The organism is Mesorhizobium intechi (assembly GCF_002879535.1).
GTDB classification, from domain to species: domain Bacteria; phylum Pseudomonadota; class Alphaproteobacteria; order Rhizobiales; family Rhizobiaceae; genus Mesorhizobium; species Mesorhizobium intechi.
Genome location: NZ_PNOT02000093.1, coordinates 1 through 19,785, shown reverse-complemented (window position 1 = coordinate 19,785; position 19,785 = coordinate 1). Strand labels below are relative to the sequence as shown.

General features: G+C 63.4%; 25 protein-coding genes and 1 pseudogene. 11 read left to right on the top strand and 15 right to left on the bottom strand.

What is annotated here, in order from left to right:
- Positions 1-106: 106 nt before the first annotated feature.
- From C1D09_RS33065 to C1D09_RS08830, 3 genes are all read left to right on the top strand, one after another.
- A complete protein-coding gene (locus C1D09_RS33065) occupies positions 107-265 on the top strand; it encodes a hypothetical protein (RefSeq protein ID WP_167514535.1) in 159 nt (52 codons plus the stop codon).
- A 309-nt stretch (positions 266-574) separates the two neighbouring features.
- Entirely contained in the window at positions 575-874 is a 300-nt protein-coding gene (locus tag C1D09_RS08835) for a GYD domain-containing protein (protein ID WP_246135684.1), read from the top strand.
- A gap of 176 nt (positions 875-1,050) precedes the next feature.
- Positions 1,051-1,548, top strand: coding sequence for a GAF domain-containing protein (locus C1D09_RS08830; protein WP_143973911.1), 498 nt, complete (start codon positions 1,051-1,053; stop codon positions 1,546-1,548).
- Between the two features lie 26 nt (positions 1,549-1,574).
- Here C1D09_RS08830 and C1D09_RS08825 read toward each other — a convergent pair whose 3' ends face one another.
- The 4 genes from C1D09_RS08825 to C1D09_RS08810 all read right to left on the bottom strand — a co-directional run bounded on the left by C1D09_RS08825 (position 1,575) and on the right by C1D09_RS08810 (position 4,814).
- A complete protein-coding gene (locus tag C1D09_RS08825; RefSeq protein ID WP_143973910.1) occupies positions 1,575-2,009 on the bottom strand; it encodes a group III truncated hemoglobin in 435 nt (144 codons plus the stop codon).
- 25 nt (positions 2,010-2,034) lie between these two features.
- Positions 2,035-2,904 carry an SUMF1/EgtB/PvdO family nonheme iron enzyme gene (locus C1D09_RS08820; protein WP_143973909.1) on the bottom strand — a complete coding sequence of 290 codons (870 nt, stop codon included), beginning with the start codon at positions 2,902-2,904 and terminating at the stop codon, positions 2,035-2,037.
- 74 nt (positions 2,905-2,978) lie between these two features.
- A complete protein-coding gene (nirK, locus tag C1D09_RS08815) occupies positions 2,979-4,082 on the bottom strand; it encodes a copper-containing nitrite reductase (protein ID WP_143973908.1) in 1,104 nt (367 codons plus the stop codon).
- Between the two features lie 291 nt (positions 4,083-4,373).
- On the bottom strand, positions 4,374-4,814 hold the full coding sequence (locus C1D09_RS08810; RefSeq protein WP_143973907.1) for a pseudoazurin: 441 nt from the start codon (positions 4,812-4,814) through the stop codon (positions 4,374-4,376).
- A 144-nt stretch (positions 4,815-4,958) separates the two neighbouring features.
- On the opposite strand from C1D09_RS08810, the gene C1D09_RS08805 reads away from it, so the two are divergent.
- Positions 4,959-5,654 carry a Crp/Fnr family transcriptional regulator gene (locus C1D09_RS08805; RefSeq protein WP_143973906.1) on the top strand — a complete coding sequence of 232 codons (696 nt, stop codon included), beginning with the start codon at positions 4,959-4,961 and terminating at the stop codon, positions 5,652-5,654.
- Here the strand turns inward: C1D09_RS08805 and C1D09_RS08800 are convergent.
- The 4 genes and pseudogenes from C1D09_RS08800 to C1D09_RS08785 form a co-directional block, all read right to left on the bottom strand.
- Positions 5,605-5,856, bottom strand: a complete 252-nt coding sequence (locus tag C1D09_RS08800; RefSeq protein WP_143973905.1) for a DUF1858 domain-containing protein — start codon at positions 5,854-5,856, stop codon at positions 5,605-5,607. The two genes, C1D09_RS08805 and C1D09_RS08800, sit on opposite strands and share 50 nt — an antisense overlap.
- 173 nt (positions 5,857-6,029) lie before the next feature.
- The gene (locus C1D09_RS08795; protein ID WP_143973914.1) at positions 6,030-7,094 is read right to left on the bottom strand and encodes a YeiH family protein; all 1,065 of its coding nucleotides are present in this window, start codon (positions 7,092-7,094) and stop codon (positions 6,030-6,032) included.
- Positions 7,095-7,277: 183 nt separating this feature from the next.
- Positions 7,278-7,655 (bottom strand): ester cyclase, encoded by a 378-nt coding sequence (locus tag C1D09_RS08790; RefSeq protein ID WP_167514534.1) that lies wholly within the window; start codon positions 7,653-7,655, stop codon positions 7,278-7,280.
- A gap of 146 nt (positions 7,656-7,801) precedes the next feature.
- Positions 7,802-8,047 (bottom strand): annotated as a pseudogene (locus C1D09_RS08785) (LysR family transcriptional regulator); the annotation flags it as partial.
- A 346-nt stretch (positions 8,048-8,393) separates the two neighbouring features.
- Between C1D09_RS08785 and C1D09_RS08775 the strand changes: the two are divergent.
- The 3 genes from C1D09_RS08775 (at position 8,394) to C1D09_RS08765 (ending at position 10,881) form a co-directional block, all read left to right on the top strand.
- Positions 8,394-8,861, top strand: coding sequence for a GNAT family N-acetyltransferase (locus tag C1D09_RS08775; protein WP_143973912.1), 468 nt, complete (start codon positions 8,394-8,396; stop codon positions 8,859-8,861).
- Positions 8,862-8,888: 27 nt separating this feature from the next.
- The gene (locus C1D09_RS08770; RefSeq protein ID WP_143973903.1) at positions 8,889-9,272 is read left to right on the top strand and encodes an ACT domain-containing protein; all 384 of its coding nucleotides are present in this window, start codon (positions 8,889-8,891) and stop codon (positions 9,270-9,272) included.
- 175 nt (positions 9,273-9,447) lie between these two features.
- Positions 9,448-10,881 (top strand): aldehyde dehydrogenase family protein, encoded by a 1,434-nt coding sequence (locus tag C1D09_RS08765; RefSeq protein ID WP_143973902.1) that lies wholly within the window; start codon positions 9,448-9,450, stop codon positions 10,879-10,881.
- A 111-nt stretch (positions 10,882-10,992) separates the two neighbouring features.
- Here C1D09_RS08765 and C1D09_RS08760 read toward each other — a convergent pair whose 3' ends face one another.
- On the bottom strand, positions 10,993-11,886 hold the full coding sequence (locus C1D09_RS08760) for a hypothetical protein (protein ID WP_143973901.1): 894 nt from the start codon (positions 11,884-11,886) through the stop codon (positions 10,993-10,995).
- Positions 11,887-12,138: 252 nt separating this feature from the next.
- On the opposite strand from C1D09_RS08760, the gene C1D09_RS08755 reads away from it, so the two are divergent.
- From C1D09_RS08755 to C1D09_RS08740, 4 genes are all read left to right on the top strand, one after another.
- Entirely contained in the window at positions 12,139-12,567 is a 429-nt protein-coding gene (locus C1D09_RS08755; protein WP_143973900.1) for an MbcA/ParS/Xre antitoxin family protein, read from the top strand.
- Positions 12,561-13,259 (top strand): RES family NAD+ phosphorylase, encoded by a 699-nt coding sequence (locus tag C1D09_RS08750; protein WP_143973899.1) that lies wholly within the window; start codon positions 12,561-12,563, stop codon positions 13,257-13,259. The genes C1D09_RS08755 and C1D09_RS08750 overlap by 7 nt, the downstream gene beginning before the upstream one ends.
- 169 nt (positions 13,260-13,428) lie before the next feature.
- The gene (locus C1D09_RS08745; protein WP_167514533.1) at positions 13,429-13,719 is read left to right on the top strand and encodes an ArsR/SmtB family transcription factor; all 291 of its coding nucleotides are present in this window, start codon (positions 13,429-13,431) and stop codon (positions 13,717-13,719) included.
- 42 nt (positions 13,720-13,761) lie between these two features.
- Positions 13,762-14,877, top strand: a complete 1,116-nt coding sequence (locus C1D09_RS08740; RefSeq protein WP_143973897.1) for an alkene reductase — start codon at positions 13,762-13,764, stop codon at positions 14,875-14,877.
- A gap of 112 nt (positions 14,878-14,989) precedes the next feature.
- Here C1D09_RS08740 and C1D09_RS08735 read toward each other — a convergent pair whose 3' ends face one another.
- From C1D09_RS08735 to C1D09_RS08710, 6 genes are all read right to left on the bottom strand, one after another.
- A complete protein-coding gene (locus tag C1D09_RS08735; RefSeq protein ID WP_143973896.1) occupies positions 14,990-15,748 on the bottom strand; it encodes an amino acid ABC transporter ATP-binding protein in 759 nt (252 codons plus the stop codon).
- Positions 15,749-15,789: 41 nt separating this feature from the next.
- On the bottom strand, positions 15,790-16,464 hold the full coding sequence (locus tag C1D09_RS08730) for an amino acid ABC transporter permease (protein ID WP_143973895.1): 675 nt from the start codon (positions 16,462-16,464) through the stop codon (positions 15,790-15,792).
- Positions 16,461-17,132, bottom strand: a complete 672-nt coding sequence (locus C1D09_RS08725) for an amino acid ABC transporter permease (RefSeq protein WP_143973894.1) — start codon at positions 17,130-17,132, stop codon at positions 16,461-16,463. The genes C1D09_RS08730 and C1D09_RS08725 overlap by 4 nt, the downstream gene beginning before the upstream one ends.
- An 89-nt stretch (positions 17,133-17,221) precedes the next feature.
- Entirely contained in the window at positions 17,222-18,010 is a 789-nt protein-coding gene (locus C1D09_RS08720) for an ABC transporter substrate-binding protein (RefSeq protein WP_143973893.1), read from the bottom strand.
- A 97-nt stretch (positions 18,011-18,107) separates the two neighbouring features.
- Complete coding sequence (locus C1D09_RS08715) at positions 18,108-19,268, bottom strand: saccharopine dehydrogenase family protein (RefSeq protein ID WP_143973892.1); 1,161 nt, start codon at positions 19,266-19,268, stop codon at positions 18,108-18,110.
- A complete protein-coding gene (locus C1D09_RS08710; protein WP_143973891.1) occupies positions 19,265-19,765 on the bottom strand; it encodes an Lrp/AsnC family transcriptional regulator in 501 nt (166 codons plus the stop codon). Before C1D09_RS08710 ends, C1D09_RS08715 begins: the two co-directional genes overlap by 4 nt.
- Positions 19,766-19,785 lie beyond the last annotated feature (20 nt).

Below are 19,785 nucleotides of genomic sequence, written 5' to 3'. Positions count from 1 at the left end.
GTTTTCGACTCGGCCTGACCTGCGTCCGCGCCGGCTCCAGGAGCCGGAACTTGCCGCTGGGGGATTTTCTCCCGGCGCGCAGGCCTCTCGCCCAGGAAATCGATTCATGATCGTGTTCGCGCAGAAGCCACAGACGGTCGTCACGACCCAAACCACCGAGGAAAGCCGCTTCGACCGCATCCGCAGGGTTGCCGCTGACAAGCACAAGAAACCCGATTCCGATACGGCCGCGCCACAGAAGGGCGAGCCGAAGCGTCCGACGTAAGGTGGGCGCCTCGCCGCTACTGGCCGTTCAACCTCATCGTCACAATCACATCGCGGGTCAGCGGCGCCAGCCCGATGCCGTTGGCCGAGCGTGGCCCAGCCAGACACTTTCCTGTCGGCAGTATCGGCGTGTCCGCTATTGTCATTATATTAGCCTAAGCGCATATTTGTCCGGCAGCGCGCCCTTGGCCGCCAACGCGTCCCAGGGCGCCTGCAATTGTTCCGAAAAATAAATCACTCCGCGCCGCTCGAATTGTGGAGCAGCACGAGACAATGACATTTGGAGGAGATACCCATGAAAGTCACTATCTTGGCAAACTATGCGCCTCATGCCGCCAAAGGATTGATGCAAGGCTCGGACAGGCAGGCTGCGGTCAAGGCGCTTTTTGAAAGCGTTGGCGGCAAGATGAGCAGCGTGATGTTCACGCGCGGAATCTATGACGTCGTTGTCAGTGGCGAGGTGCCGGACCAGTCAGCGGGGATTGGCATGTCCCTTGCGGTGCGAGCGAGCGGCTCGCTGACCGAGATGGTTCTCCTGGAAGAACTCGACATGACGTTGGTGCTCGCGGCCGCCAAGAAGGCTGCCGGCGCCTACAAACCCGCCGGCTGATGGACTTGCCGTCTTGATCAGGGCAGCACTGTTCGATGCCGTGCTGCCCTGTGTCGGACAGGGCATCTTCTTGCGCCTTTCGCGGCGACTGGAATTCAAGCTAGTATGGTCGGGTGGTCGTTTGGTGCAGAGAGCTTGCGGAAACGGAACCGCGCTTCTCAGTTCGGAGACAAGCCATGTTCGCCGCCAAGGCCATCGACACCTCGCACAAGACCGCCTTCTATCGCGACCTCGCCGCTCAGTTGAAAGCGCTGCTCGACGGCGAGAGCGACTCGATCGCCAATGCCGCCAACACCGCGGCGCTGATCTTCCAGATGGTGCCGGACCTCAACTGGGCCGGCTTCTATTTCCTGGCCTCGGACGAAGAGCTGGTGGTGGGACCCTTCCAGGGCAAGCCGGCCTGTGTGCGCATCGCCGTCGGCAAGGGTGTGTGCGGTACGGCGGTCCAGCTCGGCACCTCGATGCTGATCAGGGACGTGCATGATTTCCCCGGCCATATCGCCTGCGATGCCGATTCGCGATCGGAACTCGTGGTGCTTCTCGAGGACGACGAGGGGGTCTTCGGCGTGCTCGATCTCGACAGCCCGCTGCCCGGCCGCTTCGACGAGGCCGACCAGGCCGGCATCGAAACGCTCGCGGCGATCTATGCGGCCGCGAGTTCGTTCGACAACTAAGCGCCCGTCTGTTCCAGACAGGCTATCTAGGCACGATCGCCCAGGCGGAAGAACATCGCCAGCTTCAGGCTCGTCGCGATCCGTTCGGCCCGGTCGACGAACACCGCGGCGATTTCCGGGCCAAACAGTTCGGCCGCCGTCTGGCTGAACATCGCCAGCCAGATGTCGAAATCGGCCTCCGTCACGTCCCCGAGCTTCAGGTGCGCCGGCACCGGGCGGCCGTGATAGTCGCCCGTCTTGAGGATGACGGAGCACCAGAAGTCGGTCATCTTCTCGAGATGCGGTTCCCAGTCGCCGGGGATCTCGCGCGCGAAAATCGGTCCGAGACGCTCGTTTTTGCGCAGTCGGGCATAGAATTCGCGAACGAGCCGGCCGATCGCGGCCCGATCGACGCCCTTATGATGCAACGGCTTCTCCGGGGCCGGACGCGCATGATCGGCCAGCGACGATTTCAGTGTCATTGCAGAAGCCCTGTTGTTGTCTGGATCAGGAAAGGCGCAGCCACCGGATGGCGGCTTGCACGAGGTTGAGCCGGTCGCGCACGAGACGGAATCCCAGATTGTCGGGCGGTGTGCCGACGGCGCAACCGCCGCTTTTCCCGTCCCTGATGAAGTTCGACATATAGGTGCGATGGAAACCTTCAACGACATGGACGCCGCAATTGTCGATCGAACTCGCGATGCCGGCGCCGGCGGCGGCTTCCGTCACATGGACGTAACAGGTCGAGGTCCACTCCCAGACATTGCCGGCAATGTCGGCCACCCCCTTGGAATTGGGTCCAAATCCGCCCCTGATCCTCGGCTGCGGGTCCGGTTGCCGCCCAAGGGCAGCCTCGGTGCGATATTGGACGAGCCAGCGCTGCGCCGGGTTGTCGGGGTCGGCCTCGCCACCCTCGATGTCACCGCGAAAGCGTTCGCCCGCCGCATAGGCCCATTCCACGTCCGTCGGCAGGCGCCATGCCGATCCGGTCTCGGCCGAGAGCCAGCCGGCATAGGCCTCGGCGTCGATATGGCTCACGCCGGTGACCGGAACATTGCCGCTGCCGTTGCCATCGGCCGGCTTGCAGGCGCCGGCCATGACGCAGCGCCGGTAGTCCGAAGCGCTTACCTGGTATTTCATGATCTCGATGGGCGCTGCCACCATTGCGCGGACCACGGGAGCACTGATGGGGTGGTTCCGCCTGAGGAATTCGCCGGGCAGCGGATGGGCGAAGGATCCGGGCGCGAGGGTGACGAGTTCGGAGCGTGCCAGGAGCTCCTGGTCCGGCAGCGGGGCCCAGCCGACGGCGCCTGCCGCGCCCAGCGTGAAAAGCGCGCAGGCCAGACCTCCGAAAGCCAGGATGGGGTTGAAGGGCATGGCAGTTTCCCCGCGTTCGCGGCCCTGCAGCAATGGCGCAAGGCCGCGTCTAACCTCAGGATCCGAGACGGCAATCAGGACGCAATCGCCCTTGGCGCTTCGACCTGCATCATCAGGTCGTCGTCCCAACTCCCGTCGACCGTGAAATGCGCTGTCGCGCCGAGTTCAACCGCCTCGATCAGATTGTGGTTGACGTAGGCGTAGACGCCCGGCTGCAGGAATGTGTAAAGGGCAGCACCGGCCGATCCGCCGCGAATGAACCAGGTTTCGAGGTCCCTTGCCGGCGGGTTCGCGAACTTTCCCTGTTCCCACACATGGTCGCCATGCCCACCGATCAGATGCGGACGGGTGTCGCGATTGGCCTGCGAATGGACGATCAGGACAGTCTCGCCGACCTTGGCCTTCATGGCGTTTTCACCGGTCAGCGACCCCGCCTTGCCGTTGAACACGACGTGGGTTGGGATCAAGCCACGCATGACCTTCACCGTGTCGTCGTAATTGTCGCCGGCCGAGTCATACTTCTTGAATTTACCCTGCTCGTCGCAGGGAATGTAGAAGTCGCTTTCGCCGATATAATAGATATGGTCATAGCGGACCGGCTTGCCCTTGTCGTCCTTGAGCCCGTCTCGCGGCAGGATCATGATCGCTCCGTTCATGCCCGAGACGACATGCCAGGGGATCATCGGACCGCCGGGCGCGCAGTGGTAGACGAACGTTCCTGAGCGCGTCGCCTTGAAGCGCAGCGTGGTCTGCTCGCCGGGATTGACCAAGGTCAGCGCGCCGCCGCCAAGCCCGCCGGTGGCGGCATGGAAGTCGATGTTGTGTGCAAGCGTGTTGGTGTCGGGGTTGATCAGCGTGAGCTCGACATAGTCACCCTCATGCACGACCATCAGGGGCCCCGGAATCGAACCATTGTAGGTCATGGCGTTGAGCTGGGTGCCGTCGGCGTCGATCACCATCGGCTTCTCTTCGATGGTCATCGTGAATTCGACGACCTTGGGACCGCTCTTGGCCACCTGGTCGTGGGCATGGACGAAAGGCGGCGCGACCAATGTCACCTTCTCCCGGGGCAAGCCGGCGACTTCCTTGGCGCCGGCCATGGCCGGTATCGAGCCGACCGTCGCGACGGCCGCAGCCGCAAGAACAGACCCTAACAGTGCTTCGCGTCTCGTAAGCATTTCCCGCTCCTTTTTTTGAACCGTTCGATGCCTGGAGAATAAGCCTTTCCACCAGGACTTCTTTGCGCTGGCGCAAACTTGAATTTAGTTTGCGTTGATCAGGTTCTTCTGGTGGGCAACGCGCCTGTTCGGGAGACCGGCAACTCCGGGTGGATGGAGATCCCCGCCGGGCACCGGGCCCAAAACGCGGTGCGAGTGACGGTGCCGAAGCCGCCGCCACTCCCACAAGACCTTGCAGTTCCGGTGTCGAGCGCGGACGGACCTGCCTGTCCGCGCGGCAGTCACCCGCGATCAGTTCGCCTTCGCCACTTGGGCAAACAGCGTGGGGAACACGGTCTTGGCCTTGCCGACCTGCTTGACGGCCTGCGCCGCGTCGAGGTTCACGGGCTTGCCGACCACGATCAGCGCCACCATGCCCATCCCGTAATGCGGGCTGCACTTGACGCCGTAGACGCCTTCCTGCGTCATCGTGACAGTGATCGTTTCACCCATCTTGCCTTTGATTTCCTGGGCGCCGTCGGGAGCCATTCCCTTGATGGTTTCGACATTGTGGGTCTTGTCGCCCGGCACGAACTTGATCGTGTCACCGGGAGCCGCCTTGATGAAATCAGGCTGGAAGACCATGGATCCCTTGTCCCCCTTGGTCAGCAACTGGACGACGTGCTCCTCGGCGTTTGCGACGCCGGCGAGGGCGAGCAGGGCGGCGGCCGCGGCGATCAGGTGAAATTTCATGCGTAAGTCCTTTCTTGGGTGCATCACGGCTCAAACCGTTACAGCCTTCTAGCCGACCGCACGGACAGGCGATTTGCGCTGGCGCAAACTGGTGCACGAAATATAGACTGGCCATCGGCGTCATCTGGCAGCGAGGGTTTGGGGTTGCAGCTTGACCGGTCGATCATCGCGAGGCTTTCGCTGTTCGAGGGCCTGGGGCCCGCGGAGCTGGACAGCATTCTGAGGGATGCCCGCTCCGTGCGCTTTGCCAAGGAAACAGCGATTTTCGAGCAGGAGGCCGAGGCGCGCTCGTTCTACGTGCTATTGGCGGGACATATTCGCGTCGTGCGGACCACGCCCGACGGGCGCCAGATGATCGCCCGCTACATCAGTGAGGGCGAGATATTCGGCGTTGCCGCCGCACTCGGCCGGCTGACCTATCCGGCAACCGCGATCGCCGCGGTCGACTGCGTGGTTCTGGTCTGGCCGAATGCCGTGTGGCCGGACCTGTCATCCCGGTTTCCCGTTCTTGCCGCGGGAACATTCAAGACGGTCGGAGCGAGGCTGCAGGACACGCAGGCACGCGTCATGGAACTGGCCACCGAGCAGGTCGAGCAACGCGTTGCCAGTGCACTGCTGCGGCTGGTGAAGCAGACGGGGCGCAAGACCGATGCCGGCATCGAGATCGACTTCCCGATCTCTCGCCAGGACATCGCCGAGATGACGGGGACGACCTTGCATACGGTGAGCCGGCTGCTGAGCGGGTGGGAGGAACGCGGAATTATCGTCAGCGGCCGTCAGCGTGTCACCATCACCGATGCGCATCGCCTGGTGATGCTGGCGGAGCATCGGGACGGCTGACCGGCCCGCAGGCGACGGCGCGTTCAAGGCCTTTCAGGAAATCGGCCTCGTCAATTCGATGATCCCGGCAGGCCTCGGCAATCGAATGGAAGGGGGCGATATGGCAGCCCACGCAGTGCATCCCGTTCCCGATCAGCACGGCGATGGTTGCTGGCCATCGTCGCATGACGTCGTCCATGGACATGTTCGGATCGATCCGCATGGGCGTCTCCTTCGTGCTTGTCCCATCCGTCAAGCGTAGCAGAGGTGTTTGGTCTGTCCTTGTGCTGGCGCAAGGAAAGAGCGTGTCGGGCAATGGGATGAGACGTGGGCAGGCAACCCAGCCGAGGTTCCTGCGGCCGCCGGCACCCGGATCCTCACGGGAGGCTTGTCGGGCTAGGCGAACTTGACCAGCATCAGGCTGAAGCAGCCGATGAACAGGAACGCCGAGAAGGCGAGCGCCAGCGGGCGCAGGCCACGCGAGCGCAGTTGCGAGATGTCGGCCTGCAGCCCCATGGCGGCGAGCCCCATGGTCAGCATGACGGTCGTGGCGAGCGCCAGGGCCGACCTTACTTCGGCTGGCACGGTGACCAGGCTGTTCAACGCCACGACGGCAACGAAGGCGGCGACGAACCACGGCATGGGCGGGCGGGCGGCAGACTGGTCGCCGTTCGTCTTGCGCCGTGCCATCAGGCCGAGTGCGATGACCATCGGCGCCAACATGGCAACGCGCGTCAGCTTGGCCACTGTGGCGATCTCGCCGGCCTGGGTGCCGTTCTGGAAGCCGGCGCCGATGACCTGCGCCACCTCATGGATGGAAGCGCCGGCCCAGAGGCCGAAAGCGTGCTGGTCGAGGCCGAGCGCCGGGGCGAGCAACGGGAAGCCGAGCATAGCGACGGTGCCGAACAGCGTGATCGAGGCGACGGCGTAGGTGACGTCCTCGTCGCGGGCATCGGTGACGATGTTGGTGGCGACGATTGCGGAGGCGCCGCAGATCGAAGTGCCGGCGGCAATCAACTGCGCAAGCTTGCGGTCGACGCCGATCAGCCGGCCGAGCGTGATGGTGAAGACGAAGGTGGCGCCAAGCGTCGCCGCCACGATGCCGACGCCGCCGGCGCCGATGGAGACGACCTGCCCGAGCGTCAGCTGGAAGCCCAGAAGCACGATGGCAAAGCGCAGCAGGCGCTTTTGCGAGAAGGCGATGCCAGGCTTGGCGTGCGCCGGCGTACCGAGCACGTTGGAATAGACCACGCCGGCAACGACGGCCAGGATCATCGGGCTGAACAGGGCAAAGCCGGAGACGTTGTGGGCCGAGAAGGCCACGGCCGTTATCATTGCCACCAGCACGATGCCGGGAATGACACCATTCCACACCGAAGCGAGCCGCATGCGTCCTGCGGCCAGATCGACGGAAATCGCGCTTTTCGGAATATCGTTCGCAACGTGGGTGGCGGAAGACAATGCAATGCTCCAGGCGGGTATGCCGGAGGAATGCCATTCCTCAAACGATCTTTCCAACGAATTGTTATGGTCAAAATGATCGATTTTTACGAACGATTGTGAAACGGTGACCAGCGTTGGCGCTGCCCTGATCCGCCTGCAGGCACCTTGTCCCGTCGAACAGGGAGAAGGGAGCTGGCCTGATCAAAGCTGCGCTTCGATGGCCGCCTTGTCGATCACCGACCAGACATTCCTGATCCGATCGTTCAGAAATTCATAGAAGACGTTCTCGCTGAACGAGACCTTGCGGCCGTTGATGGGCAGGCCGAAGAAGGTTCCTTTCGGCGTGCAGTTGAACTGCAGGCGGCTGGCTATGAAGGGTGGTTGGGCAATCAGCAGCTGGACATCGAAATAGAGATCAGGAATTTCCCGGAAATCCCGCTCCAGCATGGCACGGTAACCCGATAGGCCGACGCGCTCGCTGTTGTAATGCACCTCGTCATGGATGAAGCGATGCAGCCGCGCCCAATCCTGATTGTTGAGGCAGTCGATATAGCCACGATAGATGTCGGTTTCTGTCACGGCGACGGCTCCGGGGTTTCGCCAGATAGCGTTCCGGCGGGAAGATAGAACGACTGCGGGCACAGTCCAGACGGCTACCCCCGATACAGCAGCGCATCGACCGGCAGCGAGAAGGCCGGCGTCGCCTGGCGACGGCTGGGGTAGTAGACGATGTCGGTCAGGCCGTAGTCAACGATGATCTCGACCCCGATGTCGGGATAGTCCGGCATGAGCCGCGCGATTGCCGGCCACAGCACCGCCTCGGCGGCGTGCTCGCCGGCGGTGATGGGGATGGTGCCGGCGGGCTTTTCACGCAAGGCGCTGAGGGCGGTGAGCCCGGCCTCGATCTCCTCGAGCCTTGGCCCGACGGAGCGCACCAGGCGCTCGCCCGCCTCGGTGGGAGCGCGCGGTCTACGACCGGGTGGCCATTCCGGCGGACTCCTCCGCCAGGACGATCGTGTTCGCCATGAGCCCGCCCGATGCGGTCAACATCAACGACATCCCGTTCGGGCCGACGGCGCAGGATTACCAAGTTCGACAGTCTGGGCTAATCCCGAAGCCTTGACGCGCCACGCCGCTTGTTCCAGCTTGTCTGCATGTTCGTCCCCGCGCCCACAAACAGCACGCGACGCCGTTCCCGTACAGTGCGGAGCGGCAAGCTGATTGCGCGACGACAAAGGCCGGCAGGATAAATCCGGTTCGCTCGTTTCCAGCCCCGCCCGCGACATCGCCGGCGGGGTTTTCCATGTCTGGAGCATTGTGATGACAAATTCTTCCATCCGGTTTCGGCCGGCCGAAACCGCTGACGCCTCCGCGATCAGGGATATTGTGCGCGCAGCCTATGCCAAATGGGTGCCGGTGATCGGTCGCGAGCCGCTGCCGATGCGCGCCGACTATGAGAAGGCCGTTGTTGAGCATCCGTTCGAGCTCGCCGTCGCCGACGGCCGCATTGTCGGCATGGTCGAGACCCTGCTGGCCGACGACCATTTGTGGATCGAGAATGTCTGCGTCGCGCCACAGGCGCAGGGCAGGGGGATCGGGCGGCTGCTGCTCGAGCGGGCCGAGCGCAAGGCGCTCGAATCAGGCCGATCCGAGTTGCGCCTGCTGACCAATGGCGGCTTCGAGGCCAATGTGCTGTTGTACAAAAGGCATGGCTATACGATCGACCGGGAGGAGCCGTTCATGGGCGGCATGACGGTCTATATGAGCAAGAGATTGACGCGGTAGCGGACAATCGGAGGCATGGATACGACGATGGCGGCCAGGGTCAAATTGAGGCAACTTCCAGGCTCGTACGCGATTTCGCGGCTCGGGGCGGGCGACAGCATTCCCGGCTGGGCGGACGGGCCGGGCTTCGTCAGCATCACCAGGACAGACGACGAGCTTTCGATCACGTGCCTGCAGGACCGCGTTCCAGGCACGGTCAAGCACGATGGCGACTGGGTCGCCTTCAAATTGCAGGGGCCTTTTGCTTTCGACGAAACCGGCATCGTGCTGTCGGTCATCCAGCCGCTGTCGGAGAACGGGCTGGGTATCTTCCTGGTGTCCACCTTCGACGGCGATCACCTGCTGGTGAAGGCAACGGATCGGGATGCGGCGCGACAGCGTCTGGTCGAGGCAGGACACACGCTGCTGTAATTCGCCCTGCGCCATCGGAAACGGCTGGCTTCGCCGGCCTAACGCTTCTGGCTCAATCACTGGCGCGCTGGCTCAACCATTTCGGGGGTTGCGTTTGACAGCCTCGTTTGCGCATCGTTATTTCTAGCCGGATATCACGGTCGTAGCGGCCCCGCGGCACCCCAAGGAGAAAACAATGTCCCACAATCTGCAGTTCTATATCGACGGCGCGTGGGTCGATCCTGTCGTCCCGAATACACTCGACGTCATCGATCCGTCCAACGAGGATGTTTTCGCGCAGATCTCGCTCGGCTCGAAGGCCGATGTCGACAAGGCGGTGGCCGCCGCCAGGCGCGCCTTCAACACATTCGGCTTCACCTCGGTGGAGGAGCGCCTCGATATCCTGAACCGCGTCATCGAGGTCTACAAGAAGCGCTCCAGGGACCTGGCGCTCGCCGTGTCGCGCGAGATGGGCGCGCCGCGCCAGATGGCGCTCGACAGCCAGGTTGGCGTCGGGCTGGCGCATCTGCAGAAGATGGCGGAGACGCTGAAGGCGTTCCAGTTTCGTCACGTCAAGGGTTCCTCGCTGATCGTCAAGGAACCGATCGGCGTCGTCGGCCTGATCACGCCGTGGAACTGGCCGCTGAACCAGATCACCTGCAAGGTCGGCCCGGCACTTGCCGCCGGCTGCACCATGGTGCTGAAGCCGTCGGAAATCGCTCCGCTCGACGCCATCATCTTCGCCGAGATCATCGACGAGGCCGGCGTGCCGAAGGGCGTGTTCAACCTCGTCAATGGCGACGGCCCCGGCGTCGGCCAGGCGCTCTCCAGCCACCCCGACGTCGACATGATGTCGTTCACCGGCTCGACCCGTGCCGGCATATTGGTGGCCAAGGCCGCCGCCGACACGGTCAAGCGCGTGCACCAGGAACTGGGCGGCAAGTCGGCCAACATCCTGTTCCCGGATGTCGACCTCGCCACCGCCGTCACCAAGGGTGTCGCCGGCTGCTTCGGCAATAGCGGCCAGTCCTGCAATGCGCCCACCCGCATGTTCGTGCCGCGCGAGCGCCATGACGAGGCCGCCGGCTATGCCAAGGCGGCGGCGGAAAAGTTCGTGGTCGGCCCGGCCGACGGCGCCAACACCAAGCTTGGCCCCGTCGTCAGCCAGGTCCAGTTCGACAAGATCCAGGATCTGATCCAGGCCGGCATCGACGAGGGTGCGACGCTGGTCGCGGGCGGCCCCGGCCGCCCGGCCGAGCTCAACCGCGGCTACTATGTCAGGCCGACGGTGTTCGCCGACGTCACTCACGACATGCGCATCGCGCGCGAGGAAATCTTCGGGCCGGTGCTGGCGATCCTGCCCTACGACACTGTCGAACAGGCCGTCGAGCAGGCCAACGACACCGTCTACGGCCTCGCCTCCTACATCCAGGCCAAGGACATCCAGAAGGCCCGCGACGTGGCCGCCCGCATGCGCTCGGGCAACGTCTACATCAACTACCCGGTCTGGGACGCCGGACTGCCCTTCGGCGGCTACAAGCAGTCGGGCAACGGCCGCGAATACGCCGAATACGGGCTTGAGGATTTCCTCGAGATCAAGGGCATCGCCGGATATGAGGCGGCGGAGTAAGCGGGGTGCGGTTTTGGGGCGATGGCCGGTGCCGACCCCACTGGGTAATCTACAGGGACGCACCCGGGTGCGCCCTTGCCACCTGGAGCCCATGACCAGCCCTTCTTGTTGTTATTCAGCGAAGCCTTGATCGTTGGCTACTTTCCCATCCGTTGTCACTTCGGGCTCTTGCGGTCTAAGGGCGACGCCGTCTTGCGTCGTCGTCGCAGGCTCGGAGTCCTTTGCCGGTCCAGTGAGCAGCTTGATATTGGGCTCGGGAGCTTCCTTGGAAAAATAATGTAACGCGACTTGAAAACGTGCGTAGTTGTTCTCAATTGCCGTTATACCCGCGTCTTGGACCGTCAGCAGCAAGTATATGGTTGCCAATACATTCCATGCTTTGGCAAACCCTCGTTTCTTCTGACTATCACTTTGCGAGGCTTCTGCGCTTCGAAGGATCGCATGTGTATTGAGTAGGTGGTCAATTAGACCATCGACCCCGTAAAAATCGAGCCTTTCGATGATTACACGAAGGGTCAAAAAAGAATTGACGAGCAGCGTTGCGAAAACGTCGTTTCCATCTTTAATTGCCTCTATTGCGTCATCAAGTTTCTTAATTAGATCGGTACGTTCAGAAGCTGACGGAACGCTCAGCGGCGCCACTTTTTTGACCGTATGTCCCGCCATCATAAGAGTGTTAAGTGCGACATCTTTAAAGGCAGTATCTCGCACCCCTCGCCATTGTCCGGTTAGACTTGTCGACGAGAGAAACGACGCCACTTGAGCGCAGGCGCTATCAAATGCAGATCGGAAAGGCTCTGGAGTATCACTCAACGAGGCTACTAAGGAGCGAAGTCGACGGATTCTTGAAGAGATCGCGGCAAGCGTCGAGAAGAACTCCGCGCTATCGATATCGACGCCAAATTTTTTGGCAAGAGTCCTGCTCGTGACGTCTTTTGAGTCAACGCCCTTAAGCATTGTGCAAAGCTGGAAGAGTTCAGTCGACGGATCCGTGATTTCAGCCATCAGCATCCCCAAGCGTTTGTTCAAACTTATATCAGACTGCCTAAAGTGAGTATTGAAAACGTGCGTCGCTAACTGCAGCCTTCATAATTGGCATGTGGACTGCAATATGGCTGGGGACCCTCGGTTCGAACCACGAATTAACGGAGTCGGAGTCCGCTCGTCGATGAGGCTGCCATTGCAGAAGCCTGATTTTGGTTCCCCTTGCCAATTGGCAAATGCATGCTATATCTCTGCCAATAGCAGGTGAGCAACATGCAGCTTCAGTCCATCGTCACCACGCCGGCCACTGTCGGGTCAGCCATTTCGGATGAAGAGGCGGGCGCGCTGGCGCGCACCACGGTCAACCTGTTCAAGGCGTGGAACCTCACCGACCTGGAAGCCTGCATCCTCCTCGGCGGCATGTCGGCGCGCACCTGGGCACGTTGGAAGACTGGGGCACGCTGGAAGGAAGGCGGCATCGGCCGGATCGACCGTGACCTGCGCACCCGCATGGCGCATCTGATGGGCATCCACAAGGGCCTGCGCTATCTCTTCACCGAACCGGCGCGCGGCTATGCCTGGATCCGCAAGCCCAATGCCGCGTTCGGCGGCCAGTCGGCGCTCGACCTGATACTGCGCGGCGAAATCTCCGACCTTGCCGCCATGCGCGAATGGCTCGATGCGGAGCGTGGTGCATGGTGAGTGGGCTTGCGGTCCGGCGCCGCGTCCACTGGCCACAGACGTTTCGCATCATCCGCTCCATCCATCCGCCGATCGACCTGTTCGAGGACATTGCCGATCCGCGCGACTGGGAGGCGCTGGCCGCCGTCGAGGAGAAGACCAACCCGCGGATCCGGCTGGAAATCGGCGACCTCGGCAAGGTCGCGGCGGCAAGGCGGGTTTCCGGCCCCGGCGCCAGCTTCGTGATGGCGCCCTTCGTGCATTGTTCGACGCTGCGGCCCGGCCGTTTCTCCGATGGCAGCTACGGCCTCTATTATGCTGGCGACAGCGAGGACGTGGCGCTGGCCGAAACCATCCACCACCACCAGAATTTCATGCGCGCCACCAATGAGGATCCCGGCTGGACGGCGGACTTTCGCGTGCTGATCGGCAGCGTCGACCGCGACCTCGATGACGTCAACGGCGTGCCCGGCGTGCTCGACCCGGACGATTACACCGCCTCGCAGGCGGAGGGGCAGGCGCTGCGGGCAGGGGGCAGCGACGGGCTTGTCTGGAACAGCGTGCGCATGCCGGACGGGCAATGCATCGGCATCTTCTGGCCCGATGTCATCCCGGTGCCGGTGCAGGGCCGGCACTACTCCTACCACTGGGACGGCAAGCGCGTGGACTTCGTGCGCCAGCACGATACGGGCAAGGTGCTGGCCGTCACCTGACGGGATAGCGGCGCATTCGCCGCGGCGGCTGGCGCCACTGGCGCTATTTCCGGCTTCGCGCCGCGCCCAGGGACCAAGTTGCTCCGATTGCCTTCGAAAATGGCATGGATTTCCTGTCATATCGGCTCTACCCGATCTATATATCGGTTGAGATCGATGCGAGGTGAAGATGGACCGCGACATCATATTGAAGGCCCTGGCGCATTCGTTTCGACGCGATGTCCTGACGTGGCTGAAGGAGCCTGAACGGCACTTCGCCGCGCAGGCGCATCCGCTCGAGATGGGTGTCTGTGCCAGCCAGTTCGACCATCGCGGCTTGTCGCAGTCCAGCGTCTCGGCGCATCTGGCGACGCTGGCATCGGCCGACCTCGTCACGACGCGGCGTGTCGGCCAATGGGTGTTCTACAAGCGCAACGAAGAAACCATCGCCGCCTTCCAGGCCGCCTTGTCCGATCTCTGACGATCCTCCCCCGCTCCCCTGAATGCATGAAAGGCATTTCTCATGACTACCCTCTTTGATCCCTTGCGGGCCGGCGACCTGACGCTGGCGAACCGCATCGTCATGGCGCCGCTGACGCGCAACCGCTCGCCCAATGCGGTGCCCGGCGACCTTTCGGTGACCTATTACAGCCAGCGCGCCACGGCTGGCCTGATCGTGACGGAAGCCACCGCCATCAGCCATCAGGGCCAGGGCTACGCCAACGTGCCCGGCCTCTATGGCGCGGATCAGCTGGCCGGCTGGAAGCGTGTCACGGACGCCGTCCATCGAGGCGGCGGCAAGATCGCGGTGCAGCTCTGGCATGTCGGGCGCATCTCGCACAACACATTGCAGCCGGGGGGCGGCAAGCCGGTGGCGCCGTCGGCGATCCGGGCAAACTCCAAGACCTTCCTGGTCAAGCCGGATGGCAGCGGCGAGTTCGCCGAGACCTCCGAGCCGCGCGCGCTCGATGCGGCCGAACTGCCCGGCATCGTCGATGATTTCCGCCGTGCCGCCAAGGCCGCGATCGAGGTGGCGGGTTTCGACGGCGTCGAGATCCATGGCGCCAACGGATATCTCATCGACCAGTTCCTGCGTTCGGGCACCAACCATCGCGGCGATGCGTATGGCGGGTCGATCGAGAACCGGACGCGCTTCCTGTTCGAGGTGGTCGATGCGGTCACGGGCGCAGTCGGCGCCGGCAGGACCGGGATCAGGCTGTCGCCGGTGACGCCCGCCAACGACGCTTCGGATAACGATCCGCAGCCGCTGTTCAATCATGTGGTGGCGGGCCTCGGTAGCCGGGGCCTTGCCTATATCCACATCGTGGAAGGGGCCACCGGCGGCGCGCGCGACTTCAGCCAGGGCGAGACTCCGTTCGACTACGAAGAACTCAAAGCCACCTACCGAAAGGCCGGCGGCACTGGCGCCTGGCTGGTGAACAATGGCTACGACAAGGAACTGGCCGAAAAGGCCGTCGGGGACGGCTATGCCGACCTTGTCGCGTTCGGCAAGCTGTTCATCGCCAATCCCGACCTCGTCAGCCGGCTGAAGCGCAATGCAGAACTGAACGCCCCCGACAAGGCGACGTTCTATGGCGGTGATGCCAGGGGCTATACGGATTACCCGACGGCGGCCTGAGCCGCCCATCCCGGACGGCTGTCCTTTCGCCCGCAGCGGAAGGGCAGTCGCCCGGTACGATGACCTAACGGCTTACAGATCCGTTGCACCGCAGAGCCAACGGCCGCCGCCCTCAATGCCTGAGAATCTTGCTCAGGAAGGCGCGGCTGCGGTCGGTTTTGGGGTGTGAGAAGAACTCGTCGGGCGTGCCACTTTCGACGATGGCGCCGGCATCCATGAAAACAACGCGCTGGGCGACCTTGCGGGCAAAGCCCATCTCATGCGTCACCACCATCATGGTCATGCCTTCCTCGGCGACGGCGACCATGACGTCGAGCACTTCCGAGATCATTTCGGGGTCGAGGGCGGAGGTCGGTTCGTCGAACAGCATGATCTTGGGCCGCATGCCGAGGCAGCGCGCGATTGCCACGCGCTGCTGCTGGCCGCCGGAGAGCTGTGCCGGATAGGCGTTGACCTTGTCGGCGAGGCCGACCTTGGCCAGCAGTACGCGCCCGGCCTGTTCGGCCTCGGCGCGCGGGATCTTGCGGACGTGGATCGGGGCGAGCGTGACGTTTTCGAGCGCGGTCTTGTGCGGGTAGAGGTTGAAGGACTGGAAGACGAAGCCGATCTCGGTGCGCAGCTGCGTCATGTTGGTGGCGGGGTCGCCGACACGCTGGCCGTCTACGATGAGGTGGCCGTCCTTGATTGTCTCCAGGCCGTTGATGCAGCGGATCAGCGTGCTCTTGCCCGAGCCGCTCGGGCCGCAGACGACGACCACTTCGCGCGGCTCGACGCTGAGCGTGATATCCCTGAGCACATTGAGCGCGCCGAACCATTTGTTGACGCCGCGAAAGTCGATCATGCCGGTCTTGGTCAGGCCTGGTTGGGTCATGCCGCTTTGGTCATAGTCGTTGGGCCCTTTGGGGTTCGATGTCACAACTGCACCTCGCCATGCGCCGCGCCCATGCGGCGTTCAAGCCGGCGGGCCAGCATGATCAGCGGATAGCAGACGATGAAATAACCGACGCCGACGAGGAAGAAGACCAGCAGGCCGTTCGGCACACGCTGCACCACCAGCCAGCCGACGCGGGTGAGGTCGGTCAGGCCGATGGCCGAGACGACGGAAGAGTCCTTGATCAAGAGCACATATTGCCCGACCAGCGGCGGCAGCACGATGCGCATCGCCTGCGGCAGCACCACCTGGTGCATGCGCTGCCAACGCGACAGCCCGGATGCAAGGGCTGCCTCGACCTGGCCGATCGGGACGGAGCGGATGCCGGCGGCGACGATCTCGCAAATGAAGCAGGCGGCAAGATTGGTCAGCGCGATGATGCCGGCGGTGAAGGCGTCGAGCTCGATGCCGAACTCCGGAAGGATGAAGAAGATCAGGAAGATCTGCACCAGGAACGGCGTGCCGCGGATGAGGTCGACCCAGGCGCCGATGACGCCCGAGAGCAGCCGGTTGCCGCCGGTGCGCAAGATGCCGAGACCGAAGCCGAGCAGCGTGCCGAGCGCCAGGCTGATCAGCGACAGCACGATGGTCATGCCGAGGCCGCGCAGGGCCAGCGGATAGGAGCCGGCGAGGCTGAGGAATTGTTGCCAGATCATGCGCGCGCCCCCGCTGTGCCGAGCCAGCGGCCGGAGAGAACGGCCAGTGCCTTCAGGCCGTAGTAGAGCAGCAGGTAGAAGGCGGCGATGGTGAGAAAGCCTTCCGCCGGCATGAAGCGGTCGGAGGCGAGCAACTGCCCGGCGCGCGTCAGCTCGGCGACCGAGATCAGCGACAGCAGCGCGGAATCCTTGACCAGCACGATCGCCTGGCCGAGCAGCGGCGGGATCGTCACCTTGAAGGCTTGCGGCAGGACGACCAGGCGCATGCGCTGCGTGTAGGTCATGCCCGAGGCGACGCTGGCCTCGACCTGGCCGCGCGGGATCGACAGGATGCCGGCGCGAATGATTTCAGCGATATAGGCGCCGCTGTTCAGCGACAAAGCGAGGATGCCGACGACGAGCTCGGGCAGCACGAAGCCGAGCCGGGGCAGGCCGAAATAGAGGAAATAGAGCTGCGCCAGCAAGGGCGTGGCGCGCACGGCGTCGATATAGGCCTTGGCCGGCGCGCGAAACAACCAGCCGCGCTGCAAATTCATGGCGCACAGCACGATGCCGACGACGAGCGCGCCGACAAAGGAGATCGCCGACAGCCAGACGGTCGTGACCAGGCCCTGTGCGAACAAGGGCAGGTATTCGACGATGGTGCGGAAACTGAAATTTTCGAGCATCGCTGGGCGTGTCCTCGAGACGGACGAAGCGAATTCCGAACGGTCTCGCGCCGCCGGAGCGCGCGCGAAACCGCCGGATCTCTGGTTGCTTAGTGGTCTTTCTTCCAGGCGTCGGAATTGACCCAGTAGTCGAGGTTCTTCTGCAGGCGGCCGTCGATGGTGACCTGGTTGAGGAACAGGTTCATCCAGACAAGCAAGTCCGGCTCATCATAGCGGGTGGCGAAGGCAAGCGGCTCCTTCGACAGCAGGTCCGGCATGATGGTGAAGGTGCCGGCCGGATAGGCCGTCGACTGGCCCTTGACCGCCGAGACGTCGTTGACGCCGCAATCGGCCTGGCCATTGTTGACCGCGTCGAGCAGCAGCGGACCGCCGCCTTTGTAGCTCTTGATGTCGGCATCGGGGAAGGCGGCCTTGGCTTCTTTCTCGCCAGTAGCGCCGAGCAGCACGGCGATCTTGGTGCCCTTGGCCTTGCAGTCCCCGGTGGTCTTGAACTTGCTGTCGGCCTTGGTGAAGACGGTGCTGCCCGTGTACATGTAAGGCGTGGTGAAGGCGACCTTCATGCCGCGCGCCAGCGTCGGGGTCATGTCGGCGACCAGAAGATCGGCCTTGCCGGACAAGAGGGCCGGGATCAGCCCGTCCCAGTCGAAGTCGAGGAAGGTGATCTTCACACCCATTTCCTTGGCCATCAGCTCGGCGAGCTCGACCGAACTGCCGGTGCGTTCGCCATTGGCGCCGACCAGCGAGAAAGGCGGTCCTTGGGTCTGCACGGCGACGCGCAATTCGCCGCGCTTGGTGATTTCGTCCAGCGTTCCGGCGCTGGCGGCGGCGGTCAGGCCCGCGAGCGCAAGTCCGGCGATGAAAAGTCTGGCAATCTTCATTCTGGCATTCCTCCCTGGTTGTTGTTTTGCCCGCGGATTTCCTTGGGCTCTTTTTTTGAGCGGCGGCGCCGATTGCCGGCGGGCCGTTCGAAAATCCTCAATCCCAGGCCACCGTCTCGGCAACCTTGATGCCGCGTTTGGCCAGTTCGTCGAAGAAGGCTTCGTCGGGCACGTCGAGCAGCGGGTTCAAAAGGCCCGGCGTGCTGATCTCGCGCCGCGCCAGCATCTGCGCCACGATGCTGGCGGGATAGCCGACGCCGAGGCTCATGCCGAACAGGCCCGACGCGAGATCGCGCTCGATGATCAAATCGGATGTCACGGTCCTGGCGCGGCCGCCTTCAAGACCGGAAAAGACATTGCGCATGACGCAAAGGTCCTTCTCGCCGGGGCCGTATTGCAGTTGTGGGCCGAGCAGCCGGCCGAGGAATTCGCGCGGGCTGCTGGAGGTGCCGGGCACCTTGTCCTCGGAGAGAAAACCAAGCGCCTTCAACGGCGCCCAGAAGGCCGACCATCCGGGCCAGCGCAGCGTGTAGCGGCCGGAGCGGCGCAGCCCTTTGGCCGCGGGAAGCATCTCGACATAATGCAGCGCATCGCCATTGGGGAAGGCTTCCAGCCGCCCAAGGCCCGCGACTTCGATCTCGTGGATGAAAGGGCTGTCATGCTGGCGGGCGGCGGGTACTTCGACGCGCTTGCCGTCCTCGATCATCACGCTGTCGCGGTTCTGGCTGACCAGGACCATGTCGAAGTTCCAGCTCACCTTGTAGCAAAGCGGCTTGGCCATCGCCTTTGGCTCGGGAATGCCGCCGCAATAGGAATCGATTGATGTGATCGTGTCGAATTGTTTTGCGGCGCGGGCGTAGAGCACTAGGTCGATGCCGGGGTCGAGCCCGCATTCGGTCATGATCGAAACGCCGGCCCGTTCGGCTTCCGTCGCCAGGTCGGCGATGGTCTTGGCGTAATTGGTGGTGACCAGCGGCGTGCGCGTTGCGATAGCGGCTTGCACCGCCTCGCGCATCAGCGGCTGCGGCAGCAAATCGATGACGGCGTCGGCGTCAGCCAGCACATCTGCCAGCGCCGATCCGATCGCGCCCTTGGGCATGACGAAGCGCACGTGGGAAAGGTCAGTCAGATCAGCCAGCCGGGCCGCCCCATCCGGCGCGGTATCGACGCAGATCACCTCCTCCACGCCACTGGCGACGAGGTCGGCGATGGCCGCCCGGCCTTGCAGGCCGAGGCCGCCGAGAACAGCGATCTTCATGCCGGCTCCTTGCGATCGTCCGACCAGCAGCCTTCCGGCAGGCTGACCCATTTGTTGCAAGACGCCATGACGACGAAGGTCTCGCTGCGCACGACCTCGCCCGGCTCGCCGGCGCCGGGGATTAGTTCGCTGGTGACGCGGTAGAGATCGGCGACGTCACCGGCCACCGTCACGTCGACGATGATGTCGAAGCGCCCGGTGACCACCGAAGCCGAGTTGACGAAGGGTAGTTCGGAAATCCGCTGCGCCAGTTCGCGGGCCCGGCCGCGTCCCTGGGCATTGATGCCGACAATGGCCGAGATCAGTTCGGGCCGCTCGGTGAGGTTCAGCAGGCCGACGATCTTGAGCAGATTGCGGTCGAGCAAATTGCGCAGCCGCGAGCGCACCGTCGGCACCGAAATCGCCAAGACCTCTGCGAGGCGGTTGATGCCCGGCTGCGCGTCCTGCGACAGCTGTTTGACCAGCCTCCGATCGGTCAGATCGAGATGTTCCCGCAAAAGTTCAATCTTTCATAAAG